General features: G+C 61.9%; 12 protein-coding genes and 3 pseudogenes. 11 read left to right on the top strand and 4 right to left on the bottom strand.

The window, feature by feature from the left end:
* Positions 1-2: 2 nt before the first annotated feature.
* The 8 genes and pseudogenes from ABIE41_RS19040 to ABIE41_RS19005 all read left to right on the top strand — a co-directional run bounded on the left by ABIE41_RS19040 (position 3) and on the right by ABIE41_RS19005 (position 9859).
* The gene (locus tag ABIE41_RS19040; RefSeq protein WP_354192815.1) at positions 3-293 is read left to right on the top strand and encodes a hypothetical protein; all 291 of its coding nucleotides are present in this window, start codon (positions 3-5) and stop codon (positions 291-293) included.
* A 10-nt stretch (positions 294-303) separates the two neighbouring features.
* Positions 304-2181: a DrmB family protein gene (drmB, locus tag ABIE41_RS19035; RefSeq protein WP_192641823.1), complete on the top strand. Its 1878-nt coding sequence runs from the start codon at positions 304-306 to the stop codon at positions 2179-2181.
* Positions 2182-2658: 477 nt separating this feature from the next.
* Positions 2659-2793 (top strand): annotated as a pseudogene (locus ABIE41_RS24285) (ATP-binding protein); the annotation flags it as partial.
* A 217-nt stretch (positions 2794-3010) separates the two neighbouring features.
* Positions 3011-3243 (top strand): annotated as a pseudogene (locus ABIE41_RS19025) (transposase domain-containing protein); the annotation flags it as partial.
* A 754-nt stretch (positions 3244-3997) separates the two neighbouring features.
* Positions 3998-4531: a hypothetical protein gene (locus tag ABIE41_RS19020; RefSeq protein ID WP_192641822.1), complete on the top strand. Its 534-nt coding sequence runs from the start codon at positions 3998-4000 to the stop codon at positions 4529-4531.
* Positions 4532-5079: 548 nt separating this feature from the next.
* The gene (locus tag ABIE41_RS19015; protein WP_354192812.1) at positions 5080-6900 is read left to right on the top strand and encodes a hypothetical protein; all 1821 of its coding nucleotides are present in this window, start codon (positions 5080-5082) and stop codon (positions 6898-6900) included.
* Between the two features lie 301 nt (positions 6901-7201).
* The gene (locus ABIE41_RS19010; RefSeq protein WP_192641820.1) at positions 7202-9346 is read left to right on the top strand and encodes an AAA family ATPase; all 2145 of its coding nucleotides are present in this window, start codon (positions 7202-7204) and stop codon (positions 9344-9346) included.
* A 204-nt stretch (positions 9347-9550) separates the two neighbouring features.
* Positions 9551-9859, top strand: coding sequence for a site-specific integrase (locus ABIE41_RS19005; RefSeq protein ID WP_192641819.1), 309 nt, complete (start codon positions 9551-9553; stop codon positions 9857-9859).
* A 621-nt stretch (positions 9860-10480) separates the two neighbouring features.
* On the opposite strand, the gene bla is transcribed toward ABIE41_RS19005, so the two are convergent.
* On the bottom strand, positions 10481-11377 hold the full coding sequence (gene bla, locus ABIE41_RS19000; RefSeq protein WP_192641818.1) for a class A beta-lactamase: 897 nt from the start codon (positions 11375-11377) through the stop codon (positions 10481-10483).
* 106 nt (positions 11378-11483) lie between these two features.
* On the opposite strand from bla, the gene ABIE41_RS18995 reads away from it, so the two are divergent.
* The gene (locus tag ABIE41_RS18995; RefSeq protein WP_192642875.1) at positions 11484-12359 is read left to right on the top strand and encodes a LysR family transcriptional regulator; all 876 of its coding nucleotides are present in this window, start codon (positions 11484-11486) and stop codon (positions 12357-12359) included.
* Positions 12360-12463: 104 nt separating this feature from the next.
* A complete protein-coding gene (locus ABIE41_RS18990) occupies positions 12464-13063 on the top strand; it encodes a uridine kinase family protein (protein WP_192641817.1) in 600 nt (199 codons plus the stop codon).
* 161 nt (positions 13064-13224) lie between these two features.
* On the opposite strand, the pseudogene ABIE41_RS18985 reads toward ABIE41_RS18990, so the two are convergent.
* Both ABIE41_RS18985 and ABIE41_RS18980 read right to left on the bottom strand, forming a co-directional pair.
* Positions 13225-14364, bottom strand: a pseudogene (locus ABIE41_RS18985) (IS3 family transposase).
* 440 nt (positions 14365-14804) lie between these two features.
* Positions 14805-15677 carry a LysR family transcriptional regulator gene (locus tag ABIE41_RS18980; RefSeq protein WP_354192808.1) on the bottom strand — a complete coding sequence of 291 codons (873 nt, stop codon included), beginning with the start codon at positions 15675-15677 and terminating at the stop codon, positions 14805-14807.
* Here ABIE41_RS18980 and ABIE41_RS18975 point away from each other — a divergent pair.
* Positions 15645-16412, top strand: a complete 768-nt coding sequence (locus ABIE41_RS18975) for an NAD(P)H-dependent oxidoreductase (protein WP_354192806.1) — start codon at positions 15645-15647, stop codon at positions 16410-16412. The two genes, ABIE41_RS18980 and ABIE41_RS18975, sit on opposite strands and share 33 nt — an antisense overlap.
* A gap of 137 nt (positions 16413-16549) precedes the next feature.
* Here ABIE41_RS18975 and ABIE41_RS18970 read toward each other — a convergent pair whose 3' ends face one another.
* Positions 16550-17716 (bottom strand): hypothetical protein, encoded by a 1167-nt coding sequence (locus ABIE41_RS18970; protein ID WP_192641815.1) that lies wholly within the window; start codon positions 17714-17716, stop codon positions 16550-16552.
* Between the last annotated feature and the right edge of the window lie 179 nt (positions 17717-17895).

Genomic DNA, 17895 nt, shown 5'->3' with positions numbered 1-17895 from the left:
TGATGCGTCGCGCGAGTGCGATGCCGGTGGTCGGCGGGCACGCGGCGCTGCGCGCCCATGTCGAGGCCCTAGTCCAAACGTGGATCGACCTCGCCGCGGACGCTACGCAGAATGGCGGACGCCTGTTCTATGGCTACCCTATGGGCGAAGCACTCGTGCGCGATCCGTTATCGCCTCTCTTGAGAGCGAGCGGTCCGGATTACGAGCGGTTCAAAGCGTCGCGCTCCATGCGCGACGTTGAGCACGTCTCATCGGTCGAGATCCTCGACCCCTTTGGCAACACAATCACCTGAGGGTTCGAGGATGGCCGAGAACGAAATTCGCCTGAGCCAGCTCGTCGGCTACTACGGTCCTGGCGCGATGCTCGATCTGCCGGATCGATCGGTCTTGGTGCTGGGTCTGGACCATTGGGATCAGCGGCGCGACGCCTTTCGGCTGATCGAGGAGCCTCGGTTGTCACGCCTCTTGCGGCTGCGTCTCGAAGGGGACAGCCGGTTGGCAACGAGCGGCGATCCGCAATTGAGAACCCCTCCGCTTAACCTGCGCGATCCGCGGAGAACTTCTCCGAAGATTAGGGCAACGATCTTCCCACGCTGGTTCGCTTGCGATGCCATTGCGGGTGATCCCCCCAATCGTCGGCGGCTCGTGCGCTTCCAACAACTTGATGCACCAAAAAGGCTTGAGCACCGAGGCGACGACGGCAAACGCCGGCAGATTTCGCCGATCCGCTTCGTGTGCGGCTGCGAGGACGGCCATCTGCAAGATGTGGACTGGCGGCGGGTGGTGCACCAGGATACTTCCGATCGGTCGAGTTGCCAGGAACCGTTGTGGCTTGAAGACGGAGGCACCTCCGGCGATCCTCGGCAGACCCGCGTCTACTGCGAATGCGGAGCGTCGTTATCGCTAAACGACCTCTTTCTGCCGGGTCGCTTGGGACCTTGCCGGGCCGAGTGGCCGTGGATCGATAACGGTCGAGATCCGAACGGCTGCAACCACATGCTCCGGCTGCTGACGCGAAGCGCTACAAACACATATTTCCCGCAAATTACCCGCGTTATTTCTCTGCCGGAGTCGGTCGACCAGCTAGCCGATCTGGTGGCAAGCGTCTGGTCGGAACTCCAAGCCTGTGAGTCAGCCGGAGACGTGAAGCAAGCACGACGCTTCAACTCCCGCATCGCTGCGACGTTGGAAGGCTATCCCGATGAAGACGTCTGGGCGCGAATCGCTGCAATGCGGAGTTCTCGCGAAAAGGGCGACGAAGCCGAGAACCCGCGCTTAGCAGAGTTCGCCGTGTTGGCTAGCGGCGAACCCACCATTGGGACTGCGGCTACCGACGCGCTCTTGCATGCCGAAACGCTTACGCGCGCAGAATGGGACCCAACGAGCTCGCCGATCTTGCGCGGCATCTCAGCCCTTGTAGCTGTGCATCGGCTACGCGAAGTGGCGTGCCTCTATGGCTTCACACGTTTCGAGCCGTCTCCCGTGGTTACTGATGAATTCGAGGATGTAGGCTTGGCTGTGCGTGGCGCTCCCCTTGCTCGGGGGCCCTCGTGGTTGCCAGCTGTCGAACAGTTTGGCGAAGGTTTGTTCCTAACGCTCGACCGGAATGTGTTGCAGAGCTGGCGCTCTCGACCCGCAGTTCGGGATCGCATCGCGTCGATCCAAGCAGGGGCTGATAGGTGGGTTCAGCAGCGCCGTCAGCGTGGCGAGAACATCTCGAACGGTGCAATCCGAGACCAGCTGCGCCCGGAATATCTGGTGGCACATTCACTCGCTCACGCCTTGATCGCCGAGGTCGCTATCGACTGCGGCTATCCTGCGAGCTCGATCCGCGAGCGCATTTATATTGGGCCCAGCTTGGGCGCCGAAGTTCCTTCTGTCGGTATCCTGATCTACACCGCTTCGGCGGGAAATCAGGGGACCCTCGGAGGGTTGGTCGAAGTTAGCCGGCGTTTCGGTCAAGTTCTGGAAGCAGCGCTCGAAAGACAAAGGTTGTGCTCGGGCGATCCGGTCTGCGCCGATCACGAGCCGGCTAGCGCAGCTGAGGATCGGACGCTTCACGGTGCGGCCTGTCATGGCTGCTTGGTAATCGCTGAGACAAGTTGCGAGGCGCGGAACCTTTTTCTTGATAGGGCGCTATTGATCGATACGGTAGCTCAAGTTGGGATAGCATACTTCTAGATTAATTTGGTAGTTTGATTTAAATTTGTGGTATCTATTATTAACAATGTTAAATTAATTTTATATTTTACGAAAGTATTTCATTTGAAAACTGTAAAACTCGCCACTGCTTAGCTCCTTAAGCAATGCTGAGAACGCGCAGGGCTGATCCCGAGGCTGATTGCCGAATCAATCGAGCGCAAAAGCTCCTTCCGTACCCATCCGTCGAGGGCCGCCTTGTAGTGTCGGCGCGAAGACGTGAAGTACTAGGGGCAATCCTAGGAGCAGTCATATGGCCATTTCGCGAGTGGAGGTGATTACATCGCTTCTGATGAACGACCATGATCATTTGACCGCCTTGCTCGGCCGTTTGAAGCTGACGGCGCTGCGCGATCAACTCGACAGCCTGATCAACGAGGCCGGCCGTCGCGAACTCACGATCCGGGAGGCGCTGACGCTCTTTGCGGGTGCGAGGTCGCGCGTCGCGACCAGCGCCGGATCGACATCTCCTTCGGCCTTGCCCGCTTCACCTTCGTGCGCGACGTCACCGGCTTCGACTTCGGGGTCCAGCCGTCCCTCGACAAGGCGCAGATCCGCGAGATCGCGACGGGCCGCTTCATCGCCAGTGGCGAGGCAGTGCTCCTCCTGGGCCCGCCGGGCGTGTGCAAGACCCAGCTGGCGGTTGCGCCTGGCGCGAAGCCATCGTCACCGGCTACTCGGTCCTGTTCACGCCGGCGACGACGCTGGTCGCGCAACTGGCCAAACCCACAACCGCCTGAAGGACGATCGGCATGGAAGTCAGTTCCTCATGACGAAAATGGGTCGGATCCGAATGTCGTTGGACACATGCCTCTTCGCCGGCTCCGACCGTGGCGCAGAGCGCACCGCCGCTATGCGACCCTGATCACCAAGGCGAAGCTAGATCTAGACGACGTCGACCCGCAGGCCTGGCTTGCCGGCGTGCTCGCCCGCATCGCGGGGCTATCCCAGGTCCGGCTCGCCAAAACATTGCCGTGGAACTGGCAAACTGTCCGCGCCGATCGCCTGGACGCCGCCTCACGGCCGCCGACGCCAATTTCCTAACCATATGCTCGCGGTCTATGTGCTGGGCGAAACCGAAGATCGGCTCTGGGCACTCGCCGATCATGTGATCCGGAGGACGCCTCGTCTGGATCCATGACACGGATGAACGCCAGGCCATGGCATTTGCGTTCCGCGGCCTCGAAACCCTCAGGGATATGATTGCCGATCGTCCCTCGACCGAAAGCTGAGTTCCCGCGGCTCTCGCCGGATACTTACCTCCGTCCGTTCTGTCGCAGATTTTCACATCGCGCCGCCGGAGGTTCGCGGTGCCTGCCTCAAATTCTGGTTCTGACCTGCCACGCCGAATAGGTGTGCGGCGAGACGAAGTCGATGCTGCGCGGGTCACCGTTGACGATCTCGCTGCACCCATGCCAGCGACGATTGTTTGTCGTGCATTGCTAGAAATCTGAGTGTAGGGCGATAGAGCCCTGCATATTCACGCTTCCGCTGCCTCCTCTTTCGACGCTTTACCCGCGGAAATGGCTCCGTAGCCGCTCATCCTCGTTGTTCGCGTGCTTGCGCTCGCAAATTACACTTTTCGAAATGGCGTGTAACCCTCATCGAAGGGTGTAACTGTCAAAGCTGGACGTGTAGGCAGCTGGTCAGCTGCGCTTCGAAGCCCTCCAGCGGCAAAAACCAGCGGTCCAGGGCAGACTGCCAGACTGCGCGTGCCATTGCCGATCAGTTCGAGGGTGTAGATTTTTCATCTTCTTCTGGCATCATAGGTCGGGTGTCGAACGTGCCGGAGATGGCAATGCCAACCACCAGAACGCTGGTCGAGAGAGTGCGCGGTTTCCGCGTCGAGGAGCAGGAGCTGGCGCGCGCGAGCTCTGATGTAAACTTGCTCGCGCACTACCCCGCGTTCCTGGATCTCATCAACCAACTTGTCGGTGGCCTTGATGGCTCGTCGCCCGGCGGTTCGCCTGAGCTGTTCCAGCCCGAGAGTATCGCCCATCTCGCTGAAGATGTCCGAGTTGCCCTGCGCGAGATACTCGAGGGGCCGAGAGGCCGCGCGGTGGTCGATGATGTCCAGGCCACCTGCTTGGCTCTGCTGTCAGAGAAGGATCGCCATGCGCTTGGGCCCTCTGCGTGCCAAGACGTCGGAGAGCTTGCCGTTCGTGACGCAATGTTGGCCGGCGTGTCCTTCTGGTTGCACGATCACGCCATGGCGCGTCCTTCTCGCGCGGCCCGTTCTGCATCCAAGCCGCGATCAGATGCCTTCCGCAAGCGAATGTCCGAGACGAGCAAGCAGGCGTGGGCGAAACGGCAGAAGCGCGATGCGAATTGAGACGCTGCGAGACCGCCACTATCGGCGCTATCGCCACGCAGCCGCGTCGCGCTCGGCGGCGACACGGACGGCGTCAGCACAGTTGACGTCCAAGACAGCGGATTGCCCGGAGCCTGGCGCGTTCGCCATCGTTGACGAGGTTTACTGGCTCCTCGTGGTCGCAGCCCAGCTGGGCTGGCCCTTTCCTGGCCTGCTCCTGTCCAAATTGCGGCCTTCGCTCAACTACGAGTTCGATATCGAGACGGTCCGCTATCTGGTTCGAAAGGAGCCCAAGGTCCATGTGCTCCTGCTGGCGAGCGCTGGGCTGAGGGTCCGCCTCCTTGATCCGAAGCTTGCAAACGAGAGGATGGCCTCAATCCAGGCGTCAGGCTCGCCGATAAGCAGGGATCCCAAGTACGGCCTTTGGCCGGTTCAATCTCCGCGAGGCGGAGGCAAACTGGGAGACCGAGCGGCGTGCGCTGCTTGATGCCGGGGATGACAATGCGCTGTCGACGAAAGCCGACCGCTGCTACTGGCTCTCCCTGGCGCTGGCGCAGGCCGGATGGCCGATGCCTGCTTCCGTCACCCGCCGATTTTCCGCTAGTTGGGTGACCTATGCCTTCTCGGGCGATAGGCTTGCAGCGTTGTTGAGTACGCGCTCCGACTTCAACGTGGCAGACGCGATACTCGCCGGCGTACGTGTAAAGGGCTTGTCCGAGGCCGCAGTAATGGCCGCAATGGCGCGCCGCTATAATCTTGATGCTCCGGACGCTTTTGTCGTCGATAAAACTGGATTTGAGCGGCTTGTTCGGAGCTTCTCCCCCGAACAGATCGGGCACGTTGATCGCGTCCTCCTGCGCGAACTGGCCGACAAGATGCGGGGTATTCTCACGGGCCGGGACCAGAACGCTGGCCAGAGGTTGACGTTGGAAATTTTCCTTAACTTGCGCGATAATGGCGCACTCTTGGAGGTTGTGCGGAATCTACCAAGCATCCCGGCCGGTCACAGCCCAGAGGCACCGGATCCGGCGATCACCGCCCGCACGGAAATGCTCGCATCTTCCGGAGAGCTGCCGGCCGAGCCTCGTCAAGGGGTCGAAGAAAATGGACCGCGCAGGCCGTCTATTGAGGAGCCGACCCGTTCCGAGGCAGCTTTAGCAGCCCCCGCGCCGCAAACGGCGGGGATGCGCCTCCGTAGCCGAGACGAGATCGAGCGAGAACGTACGAGAGCCGCAGATGAGCAATCTGCTCGACGTGTTGGGCTGATCGCCGCCGACGAGCTTACGCCCGACCACGACGAGATTTTGAGGAGGCTTCAACAGCATGAAAAGGAGCAGCGAGAGTACCAAAGCGCCTTGTACGCTAGGCATAGTGCCGGAAGGCGGTCATCGCCGGTTCTCTATGACCCGGCGTCGGCGGATCAGGGCGAAGGCGATAATGGAGGGGCTAAGGCGGACGAACCTTACGACGATGGGGCAAGCCCCACACAGACTGCTGCGTCGGGATTAGTAAACTCGGACGGAAATTTCGAAGCTGATGTCACGCAGGAGCAGGCTAAGCCTGAGATCAGCCAGCTTGAACCACCTCCGCCGACGACGGCCGGCGAGGCCTGCAAACCACCCGTTTCACCGCCGCAGGCCGATGTAGGTGGATACAACCCAACGGCATCTGTTCCACATGAACAGGTCAGCTTTGGGCACTTGCGAGATCTCGCTGTAATCCAGCATCGCCTCGGCCTGCCGATGGCGCCGGAGCTTGCGGAAGCGGTCCCGGTCGATGCGATGAATATCGGTCTGTCGACGCTTCAGATCGTCGAGGCTCTCCCGTACCCGCGCAAGCCATGCCTGAACGATGCGCTTGTAGCCTTCGGGCATCCGCCGCTACTTTCAGCAGCCGATTGTACGGGACCTATATGGGAACTCCTACAAACGCATGCTAATGCGGGGCGGCAGAAGATCAGGACTTTCGTTAACAGCGAAGAAGCCAAGGTGGTTTCTCGCCAGCACGAAGTGCCTCAGCGCTGGCAGAAGGCTTTGCGGCAGCTGAGGCTAAGCCGCCAGTTCGCCGGGTATCCACCTAAGGGGCCAGATGGGCCCGAGCCATGGGATCCCCTGTTGGAACCGCATCCAACAACGGTCAGCAAGGAAGGAAATCGCCGCGTTCTGCAGCTTGACGCCATCCTACAAACGTACTCGGCTCTGAAAGGAGACCGCGCCCGATCGGTGGTCCTTGACGCGCTGGCGGAACGCGGCGGTGTCTTCAAACGCATGGCGTCATTAGCGAAAATGGCCGCTGATCGGGAGGATTTTTTCACCCGTGCGATGAGCGCTTGGAACTCTGCACGTCAGGAATACGACATCGAGGACTTGTTGCCGGGGTTCGTCGATTGAGGGATAAGATCGTCGGCACAACTTGCTTGGGTTCTCTAGCGGCGTGCCATCCGCGTGATCTCGGGGGCCAGCGTGGGCGCCTCAGTTGCGAGGTCCGCCTCCACCGGCTGGCATGTGGCTCGCGCCGCGCGCTAAGGTAGCGGCGGGAGGGCCAAATGCTTCAAAGAATAATCGGCATCCGTAACGTCGGACATTTTTTGGGAGTTCGGCCGCCCAGCCGAATCCTCAGCTGTCTCGTCACGCGTTCATCTTCGGGCCGAACGGCTTCGGCAAGACGACCTTGTGCGCGGTGCTAAGATCCTTGGAGCGGAACGAACCGGCGCTGGTTATAGGCCGCAAGACGCTCGGCGTAGACGCGGCGCAGCAGGTGAACTTGCTATGGTCCGGCGCACAGCGGACGTTCCAAAACGGCGCCTGGCCGGGACCTGAGCCGAAGCTCTCAATCTTCGATGGGACCTTCGTCGCGGAGAATGTCCACAGCGGCGACCTAGTCGACGTCGCCAATAGGCGGAATTTGTATCGCGTCGTCGTCGGCCGGAATGGCGTAGGTCTAGCGCGGGAGGAGGCGCGGCTGGGCGAAGCGGCGAGAGTGCTCACGCAAGCCGCGACCGCCGCCGAACGCAGGCTGGAGCCGATAGCTGCCGGCCTCGCGGCCCAGGCCTTCGACCAGCTGCCAGCGGATGACGAACTGGCCGCCAAACTTACCGACGCACGTGCCGCGCTGGCCTCGCAGCAGCAGTCGACACAGATCCGGGAGCGCGCAGGCCTGCAGGCGGTGACGCTCCCGACGTTGCCAGCGCACTTGGGAGAAATGATGGGCTGCACAATCGACGGGGCCGACCCGGCGGTCGAGCAGCGCGTCGGCGCGCATCTGGCGCGTCACAAGTTCGGCGACGACGGCGAGCGCTGGCTCGAGCATGGGCTTCGTCATTTGACGGACGAGGACGAATGCCCTTTCTGTGCCCGGGACGGTGTCGGTGGGCTGCCTCTGGTTCAATCCTATCGGGCGTTGTTCGGAGAGGCTTATCGCGGCCTGCGAGATGAAATCGAGACGCTCGGACAACACATCGATCTGCAGTTCGGAGCCGAGGTCTTTGCCGAGCTTAGGGCGTCGGCGATCGCGAATGCCGCAGCTCGCCAATTCTGGGACCAGCATTGCGACTTAGGCGAGGATTTGCCCGCTTTGGCCCAGTTGCGGGACGCCTATTTGAGCGTCCATCATAAACTGCGAAGCCTTGTGGAGCGCAAAGCGGCCCGGCCGCTCGAGGTCGTTGATCGGGAGGGGGACATCGCCGAGATCGCTGAGGAGATCGATGCGATGCGAGGCCAGCTAGCGGCCTACAACCGGGCCGTCGATCGGGCTAACGTCACTATTGAGGCGACCCGCGCGCGAACGGTGGCTGCGGATGAGGCCGTCTTGCGCCGGGCGATCAGCGATTTGGAACGGGTGGCTCGCCGGCATGGTCCGGAAGGGGTCAGCGCGAGCCGAGCGTGGCGCGAGGCAGTAGAAGCGCGGACGGCGAACAATGCCGAGAAAGCAGCCGTGCGCGCGCAGCTGGAGGAGCATTGTCGCCAAGTCGTCAAACCTTATGAGCAACGCATCAACCACTTCCTGCATCTGTTCAACGCCGGCTTCGAGATCGCTGACGTCGATCACGCCTATCCTGGCGGCCTTGCGACCTGCACCTACCGACTGCGGATCGATAACGTCGAGGTGGCTTTGGGCGACGGCCGGACGAGCGACGATCGTCAGAGCTTCAAGAACACGCTGAGTGCGGGCGACCGGACGACGCTGGCGATGGCCTTCTTCCTCGCGGAGCTGGAACGCGAGGCAGATATCGCCGAGCGCGTGGTCGTCTTCGACGACCCCTTTAACAGTCAGGATTCCTATCGGCGTCGCAACACGATCCATGAGATCATGGCGGTGGCCCGCCGTGGTGCCCAAGTCATCGTGCTCTCACACGACGCAGCCTTCTTGAAGAGCCTGTGGGACAAATCGCCGCCCGCGGAACGGTCAGCCGCGCAGCTGGACTACCATCCGGCGACGGGCACGCGGCTGACAGAGTTCGATCTCGGCAACGCCTGTAGGGGCAGGGCGCAGAGCGAGCTCGACGATCTTCTGGCCTACCGCAACCTCGGGCAGGGTGAGCCGCGCGATATTATCAAGAAACTGCGGGTGGTCTTAGAGACGAAGATGCGTGATCTCTACCCGGCGAGCTTCGCTCCGGCGGACAATCTCGGCGGGATCCTCGGCAAGATCAGAGGAGGGGGAGCCGACCATCCCGCTGCCGCCCGTTACGAGGAACTCGATAGGATCAACGACTACACGCAGGACTATCACCACGGCGAGGATCCACGCGGGATGCAAGAGCCGCCGCTCGATCAGCAGGAGTTGCTCGGCTTCGTCGACCAGACATTGCGTATTGCGAATGCGGTCGTGGGCTAGACAGGCGGCTTCGTCGGACCCGAACCTTGGCGCAACGCCTTCTAACCGCGTTATCGAGCAAGCAGGCCACAGCGGCCAGGAACCGTCAGATAGCGCAGAAGGGCGACTTGCGGGTGCAGTGCTCATGACCGCTCCTGGCGCCAGTCGGCATTGACCGGAGTAGACTGGCGTTCGGCTGGGAGGCGACCTCCCAGGAGGTTAGCCATGCGCCAGTCAGATCTCTTCATCGCGCCAAGACGCCCGTCGAACGCCGGGCGGCTGATCGGACCAAAAGCTCCGCTTAAGCCGAACCGTGTCTGGGCCATTCGTCAGCAGTTGAAGATGTCTAAACGGGTCCGGAACCTCGCCATGTTCAACGGCGCGCTCGATGCGAAGTTGCGAGGGTTTGACCTGGTCAAGACCCGCGTCAGCGATGTCGCGCCGGTTGGATCCCTGCGCAAGCGATCGACGGTCATCCAGCTGAAGACCGGCCGGCCCGTGCCGTTCGAGATAGCGAAGAAGCTGCCGATGTGAGTTGCCAAGCTATGGCGCAAAGGTGTAGCACAACGCTTGGTCGCGATGTGTCAAGCGACAAGTGAAATCAGTGACTTAGCCGAGAACCGCAAATTGGCTGGGGGTCCTAGTGTCCCAGCCAATATCTCATCTACTTGGGCGTATCACGCCAGGCTGGGGGGAGCCTTGCTGACCCAACTTGCCGCGTCAAACCCGGAAGAGAGTAGGGCGGTTCGGGCGCTCACTTGCCCGATATACGCCTACCGGCTTCGCGTCTTCTGCTTCGCCATGTAGGAGCACGAAAGCGAGATCCATTCACCGACAACGACGTTGGTCTGCTTGTAATGGGCTGGCATTAGCCGCTACCGCTAAAAGAGCGGTTTCGATCGCATCGTTCTCACAGGCCTGCGAGATCCCGCGCGTCGGCCCGCCCGACGTTTCCCGAGCTCTCACGGCGCGCGCAAGGGCCTCGCCGCGCCTGCCACAAAGGCGCGGACGTTGAGCTGCGGCGGAGAGTGATCAGAACCTCTCCTTCACCGTGCTGCGCATCCGGGGCCCAACCCCACCGGAAACCTGCTGACCCAGCTCGGCAGTCGCCGGCTGGAGCATCACTCACGTTCCGACCGCCCCTCTCCCGAGTGCTTAGTCGCGCCCAAATCCGAGAGCTGCCACTGCCTGGCGCGTCGCGTTGGCGATTGCGGCATCAACCGTCTCGGGCGAAGCTTCGACTGCCCCTGTGCAGAAGACGCTGATCAACGCCGATGCTCCCTGCGGCGCCCACATGATGCCGATGTCGTTGTGGGTTTTTCTCGCGCCCGTGCCGGTCTTGTGACCGACCGTGTAACCCGCGGGAACACCTGCCTTGATCCGACCCTGGCCAGTTGGGGTCTGCGTGATCCAGCGATTGAGCAAGCTCAGATGTGCTGGAGTGAGGAGGTTACCGCGCAAGACGCGATCGAGATTGGCGACGTACTGCTCCGCCGTCGTGGTGTCGCGCAGATCTCCTGGTAAGGCGCTGTTAAGATCGGTCTCCATCCGATCGACCCGCGTGACCTCATCCCCGATGCTGCGATACCAACGGCCGAAAGCGGCAAGTCCGCCCATCTCCCGAATAAGGATATTGGCTGCCGGGTTATCGCTGATGTCGACGGTCGCCTTGCACAACTCTTCGATCGTCAAAGTTCGGCCCACCGCCGGCTGCGTCACTGGGCCGTGCGGCACCATGTCGGCAGCCGTGATGACAACCGGCCGGTCGAGGCGGTCGCGCCCTTCCTGGACGGACTGCATCACATAGGCTGCAAGGAACAGCTTGAAGGTCGAGCAGAATGCGAACCGTTCGGTGGAGCGCCAACCGACGCGTCGATCCTGGAACGTGGCGAAAACGCCGAGCCGGCATCTAATCCGGGTTTCGAGAGCCCGAAGGTCGAGTGCGTCGGCCGCTGCTGCTAAGTTGCGTCCAGCAGCCAAAACCGAGAATCCGCCGGCGAGCAAAAGAGAACGCCGATCGGGCGCCCACAAGTTCACTTTCGTCAATGTCATCGCTCTCATCCTTGTCAAGAGCTGCAGGGCTATCTAACTGCCAGGCCCTAGCCAAATGATCGCTGCTCAGCTCTGATATGAGCCAAATTGGGCCTTGGGTTTGATCATGGATGTCTCACGATTGCCTCTGAACGCTCTTCGCGCCTTCGAGGCGGCCGCGCGGCTCGGTAGCCTGACCAAGGCCGGCATGGAGCTCCACGTCGGACAGACGGCGATTAGCCATCAAATCAAATTGCTGGAAAAGGACCTGGGCTTTCCCCTCTTCGAACGCCTGCCCCGCGGCATCGCTTTGACCGAGGAGGCGCAGGCGCTGTTGCCGGTGCTGACTGATGCCTTGCGACGCGTCAGTGAGAAGCTGCATCAAATGCGCGCAGGTGGCACCGCGGAGATGATCACCATCGGTGTCCTGGGGAGCTTCGCGCTGGGATGGCTTTTGCCCCGTTTGCAAGAGTTCGCTCAGCTCCATCCGAATATCGACGTCCGGATCAAGACCAACAACAACCGGGCCGACACGCTGCTCGACGGACTTGATCTCTTCATACGGTTCGGGGACGGTGCCTGGCACGGAACCGAAGCAATCGCGCTGACGCAGGCCCCTCTGACGCCTGTCTGCAGCCCGCGGAGCGCTAACTTGATCCGTGAGCCTGCCGATCTGCTGACGCACCACTTGCTGCGCTCATATCGCCAGGACGAATGGCCGCTCTGGTTTCGCGCGGCTGAGCTAACCCCGCCCGTCGCCCGTGGCTGGATCTTCGACAACTCTCTCGCTCTGGTTGATGCCGCTGCACAAGGCCTCGGCGTCGCGCTCGTGCCAGCTGCGATGTTCACCCGCGACATCGCAGCCGGCCGGATTGTCCAACCGTTCGACCTCGGCGTGCTGACGGGCACTTACTGGCTCACGCGCCTCAAATCCCGGACTGAGACCAACGCCATGGCTGCCTTCAAGACCTGGATCACCGCTGAATTCGACAGCACGACATAGGCCCGACTTGGTTCGTGTTACGCGCCTGTCGCTCCGGCATCTGCCATGGCAAACCGTAGCCGACGGCAATACAGCTCACTGATCAACGCCTACCGGGCCCGCCGATGTCGATCCAATTCTCTGATGCTCTCCAACTCGGTAAGTGCCTTGAGCTCTGGGCTTCACAGACACGACGTTCCTATGTCGTGGCGATCGATGGGCGCAGCGGCGTCGGCAAGTCGACCCTGTCCGCGACGATTGCTGAGCCACTCCAAGCGTCCGTTATCGAGAGCGATGACTTTTTCGCCGGCGGCATCGAGATCCGCTCGGACTCGCCGGCACAACGCGCTGCCGACTGTATCGACTGGACCCGCCAGCGCGCCGTTCTGGACGCTGCCCGACAAGGAGACGATGCTGCTTGGCGTGCCTTCGACTGGGACGCCTTCGACGGCCGCTTGCGCTCGACGGCGACCACGCTGGCGCCGCGGCCCATCATCATTCTCGAAGGCGTTTACGCGGCGCGGCCGGAGCTTGCCGACCTGATCGACTGCAAAGTCATGGTCACACTGGCAGACGAGCTGCGCGAAGAGCGCCTGCTGATGAGGGAGGGAGCCATTGGTCCTTGGGAACGCCAATGGCAGGAGGCCGAAGCATACTACTTCGCGGAGGTCATGCCTGCCCGCCGGTTCGAAGTGATTTTCGATGCCTCAGGTCGCAGGCCCTGAAGGCAGCGCATCAGCTCGACCATGACTTTCAACCGAACAGCTATCTCTGCGCCAGGACAAAACGGACGAAAGCTTCGATCATGAACTGCGCCGGGATTCTAGAGCTGGCTCGGTTTATCTGAACAGTTTTGGGGCTGTCGCTAAGTGGATTTCGGCCCTTGTTATGCTGCAACCGGGATTGGCTGCAGCGCATTGAAGTAGGCCTGATCGGGCGTCTGCCGTCCCAGGCTCTGGTGAGGCCTCCGGCCGTTGTAGAAGCCCAGATACCGGCCGATCGAGGCGCGCGCGTCTGACACGCTGGCGTAGGCGCGCAGGTAGACCTCCTCGTATTTGACCGATTTCCAGATGCGCTCGACGAAGACGTTGTCGCGCCAGGCGCCCTTGCCGTCCATGCTGATCCTGATGCCCGCGCCGATCAGCAGGGCGGTGAACTTGCGGCTGGTGAACTGCGAGCCCTGGTCGGTATTGAAGATCTCCGGCTTGCCGAAGCGCGCCATCGCCTCCTCGACGGCCTCAATGCAGAAGGCGACGTCCATGGTGATCGAGAGCCGCCAGGCCAGGACCTTGCGGCTGAACCAGTCGATGACGGCCGTCAGGTAGACAAAGCCCCGCGCCATCGGGATGTAGGTGATGTCCATCGCCCAGACCTGGTTGGGACGCGTCATCGGCAGCTTGCGCAGCAGATAGGGGAAGATCTTGTGCCCTGGCGCCGGCTTCGAGGTGTTCGGCCGGGGATAGAGCGCCTCAATCCCCATGCGCTTCATCAGCGTGGCGACGTGAAGACGTCCAGCCTTATGGCCATCGGCCCGCAGCAGGCCTTGCAGCATGCGGATGCCGGCGAAGGGGTATTCCAGATGCAGCGCGTCGATCGCGCGCATCAGCGCCAGATCGGCGGCAGGAACCGCGCGGGGCAGATAATAGACGCTGCGCGGGCTGATCCCGAGCACCTTCGCCTGCCGGTTCAGGGGCAGATCATGCGCGCGGTCGATCATCGCTTTGCGCTCAGAAGGCCGGCCTTGCCGAGCGCGCCGGACAAAAAATCATTCTCCAGCGCCAGTTCCCCAATCTTCGCATGCAGCGTCTTCACGTCAATCGAGGGCGCGGTGGATTCCGACTTCGCCTCGGCCCCCAAAGACGCCGGCAGTCCCGTCAAGAAGCTTGCTGCGCCACTGTGTGATCTGGTTGGGGTGGACGTCGAACTGCTGCGCCAGGTCGGCCAGCGTCTTCTCGCCCTTGATGGCAGCCAACGCCACCTTCGCCTTGAAAGCCGGGCTGTGGTTCCGGCGCACACGTCTCGTCATATCCGCTCCTGTTCAGAGAACCTTCTCGTCGCGAAAGCGTTGTGCGACATGATGCAACTAAGCGCCGCCTATGCTCACTACCTTGTTTCGATTTCCTGGCGTCTTGAATTCGCAGGACCTTCTCGTCGCCGCAGCCATTCACGCTCGGGTATGGAGCGCTTTGGCCAACACCGCCTACGTGAGGGACAGCGACGAGACAGCCGCAAAGGCGCGCCTAGGTGGCTTCATCGTGCGCCACATGTTGGATCGATCTAGATCGATTGGAGAATTGCAGGCGGCAGTGCTCTCCGCGTTTGGCGACGGTGAGGCAGCCGTGCGGGCTCAGAGACCGCCGCCTGTCGCCACTTGAGCGGAATGTCCGATAATCGGCTGGCAGACGACGTTGCGTCCTGGCGCTTCACGGCCGCCAGGAACGACAAGGCCTAATGAGCATCATATTCTCAGCCCGGCAGGGCCGAGACCAGCTCCTCGATCAGCCTCGCAACATGCTGCACCGCTGGATCCGCCGCGCGGCGCTTGTGCCAGGCGCTGTGCAGTGCAAAGCCTTCGACGGCGATCGGCGGCTCGAAAGCGACAATCTCACTCCTCACGCGCTCCGGCAGGCAGCGGCTTGGCAGCAGCCCGATCATGTCAGACTCGGCCAGCAGTGGCAGCGCCATGATGAAGCTCGGCACCACCATGCCGACCTGGCGGACGCGGTTGATCCGCGCCAGCGCCTCATCCAGCGGGCCATGGGTATCGCCGCGCCCTGAGACCAGCACGTGCGGATAGGCGAGCCAACGGTCGAGATCGAAGGTATCGGCAGCCGGGTGGTCCCGCCGCATCGCGACTCGATAGCGCTCCTGCAAGAGTTCGCGTCGGGTGAAATCCGGATCGACCTTGGGGAAGACCGAAACGGCAAGATCGATGCTCCCGCGCCCGAGCCCGTCCAGCGCCGCGGCTGCGCCATGCCAAGGCATGATCGCGACGGTGATACTGGGCGCCGTCTGTGCCAACCGGCGTTGCAGCGCCGGGCCAGTCGCGACGGCCGGAAGATCGGCCATGACGACACGAACCGTTCGGCGGATAGTGGCCAACTCCGGCTCGCTCCTGTCGAGCAGCGCCGCCATGCCGGCAAGGACTTCCTTGACGGGGGCAGCGAGCGCCTGGGCCTTAGGTGTCAGCACCATCCCGCCGGCTCCGCGCTCCAGCAGCCTGTCCGCAAAGAGATGGCGGCAGCGCTCCAGCGCACTCGACATGGCCGGCTGCGACAAGCCGATCCGCTCGGCTGCGCGCGAGACATGCGCCTCATCAAGAAGGGCATCGAGCACCACGAGCAGGTTGAGATCGATCGACCGCAAATTCATGAAATGAATGATACGTTATATCGAACATCCATTGGAGTGATTTTATCGCAGCCGTCATGCTTCGCTTGTTCCCTGAAGGAGGATGCCGTGACCAAGACCCTGATCCTGCTGTTCCACCCGCATTTCGCCGACTCGCGGGCCAATCGCGCGCTTATCGACGCGGCCGCCACCCTGCCAGAAGCCGAGATCGTCGACATGCAGGCGCTCTACCCGGATGGGCGCTTCGACGCCGATGCGGAGGTCACCAGGCTCGTTGCCGCCGACCGCATCGTGCTGCAGTTCCCGGTGCAGTGGTATTCGACGCCGCCGCTGCTAAAGGCCTGGCAGGACGCTGTCCTGACGCGGATGTTCTACGTCGCCTATGAGGCGGAAGGCGCGAAGCTCGCCGGCAAGCCCCTATTGATCGTGGCAACCGCCGGGAACGTCGAGACAGCCTATGCGCCCGAAGGCGCCAACCGCTTCCCCTTGCGCGAACTGCTGCGCCCGTTGGAGGCTACCGCCTATCGCTGCGACCTAACCTGGGCTGAGCCTTTCCTGGTCTATGACGCCCGGCGAGCTGATGCCGAGGCGCTGCAGGCGGCAGGCGACAACTACGTCTCGCGCCTCGGCCGGCTTTCGGCTGCGGGGCCACTAAGGTCTCGCTATGGGGCTGCAAGAGTCTCAGAGCATTCCACGCAACGCCCGCCTTCCGCTCAGATTTAACGACGAGCATATGGCGCACCGCGAATAACCGCCGCCTCTCAGACAATGATCAGCTTAGGTCGTGAGCGGTCGCTCCGGGGAGGAACTGTGAACGTCCGCCTGCCGGCGATGTCCTCAATGTCCGGACCTAGCGCACTTCAGGCCCGCTGAACACCAGCTTGGTGCTGGACCCGTTGTGCAAGTGACGGAAGGCCCAACGCTCTGAGGTAGGTCGTCAGAGGGGCAATATCGATGACCGCTGACATCGGGTTCTGTCGCAGCAGCGCTCGTAATGTCGCCGACCCGGGCGGATCGCAACATTCTGCGAAACGACCATCAAGTCGACCTGTTCGAACGTTACAGCCACGTTGCACCGCCATCACCTGCAGCACCTCGCGGGTCGTTTCCGACAATCCGCGACCCGATTTTCGGCAGGTAGGCCATGGTGAGATCTGTGTACTGGTCCGGCCAGAACTCGCCTGACTAATCCACCTGAGGCTGAACGAGGCAGGGGCGTTGTCTGACCAGAGCGAGCGGGCGGCAGGATCGGTGCTTATGAGAAGCCGGCCCAATTCGCGCAGTCTGGCTGTCGTGACAAGCATTCGCTTTCCTCGCGCACGATTAGTGGCATGATGCATCAGGCTTTCGCCGAGCGTGAGATACTCGAGGCCGAATTCCCAAATGTGCTTCGAGTTGACTTCGATCTTGTCAACGGTGTGAATTGGAAAGGGCGAGGGGCCAAGGCCCAGCCCTACCTGCACCGCCTGCCAGCATTGGCCGAGCTGCCGTCCACCGAGCTGTAGCGCCAGCGCCTCGCTTCGAGCATGAACTCCACAACGGAACACAAGTCCGCCGTCGGCTGATGAAATTTCGATCTCGTACAGACGTCCATCAGGGCAATCCGCACCGAGAGGCAATGCCTCGTTTGTCGGCGCACCTGGAGTACACGCTGAGGCGAGCAGGATAGTGCGCCGGGTAGTGGCCCTCTCGTCGCAATCATCGAGACTGCGCGCGTGCCATCTGTCGGCCAGCGACTGATGATCAACGAACTGAGGTGCCAGAAGCCGATGCATCAATCGCTTCGGCGCGGTTTCGCCCTGGCTAGCAATGAATGCGCCCATGCCGCGATCAACCCCGTCCCATGCGACTCCCCCGAACTGGTCCAGCTCAACCTGCATCTCCTTGGTCGAACCGAAGCCAAAGCCCAGAGCCAGCGCAGCCGGGATGTCGTGAGGCGCAACGCTCGGGAACCACTGCCTCGCCACCGCCATCACGTCTTCGAGCGATCCACTGTCCATGCGAACGAGAACCGGAAAACTCACCACTGTTCAACTCCCAAAAACCATGCTGCGAACGCGCAGCGCTGATCCCGAGGCTGATTACCGAATCAATCGAGCGCAAGAGCTCCTTCCGGTTTGTCGCAGATTTTCACATCGCGCCGCCGAAGGTTCGCGGTGCCGGCCTCAAGTTCTGATTTTGACCTGCCACGCCGGAGGGTGCGACG

Origin of the sequence: Bosea sp. OAE506, from assembly GCF_040546595.1 — a bacterium.
GTDB lineage: Bacteria > Pseudomonadota > Alphaproteobacteria > Rhizobiales > Beijerinckiaceae > Allobosea.
The sequence above is the reverse complement of the archived record's forward strand: the minus strand, read 5'-3'. Positions and strand labels throughout refer to the sequence as shown.

Bases quoted from the DNA above. Each gene is read 5' to 3' on its own strand.
- ABIE41_RS19040 (WP_354192815.1), top strand. From the start codon at position 3: ATGCGTCGCGCGAGTGCGATGCCGGTGGTCGGCGGGCACGCGGCGCTG.
- drmB (WP_192641823.1), top strand. From the start codon at position 304: ATGGCCGAGAACGAAATTCGCCTGAGCCAGCTCGTCGGCTACTACGGT.
- ABIE41_RS19020 (WP_192641822.1), top strand. From the start codon at position 3,998: ATGCCAACCACCAGAACGCTGGTCGAGAGAGTGCGCGGTTTCCGCGTC.
- ABIE41_RS19015 (WP_354192812.1), top strand. From the start codon at position 5,080: ATGCCTGCTTCCGTCACCCGCCGATTTTCCGCTAGTTGGGTGACCTAT.
- ABIE41_RS19005 (WP_192641819.1), top strand. From the start codon at position 9,551: ATGCGCCAGTCAGATCTCTTCATCGCGCCAAGACGCCCGTCGAACGCC.
- bla (WP_192641818.1), bottom strand. From the start codon at position 11,377: ATGACATTGACGAAAGTGAACTTGTGGGCGCCCGATCGGCGTTCTCTT.
- ABIE41_RS18995 (WP_192642875.1), top strand. From the start codon at position 11,484: ATGGATGTCTCACGATTGCCTCTGAACGCTCTTCGCGCCTTCGAGGCG.
- ABIE41_RS18990 (WP_192641817.1), top strand. From the start codon at position 12,464: ATGTCGATCCAATTCTCTGATGCTCTCCAACTCGGTAAGTGCCTTGAG.
- ABIE41_RS18975 (WP_354192806.1), top strand. From the start codon at position 15,645: ATGCGCCTCATCAAGAAGGGCATCGAGCACCACGAGCAGGTTGAGATC.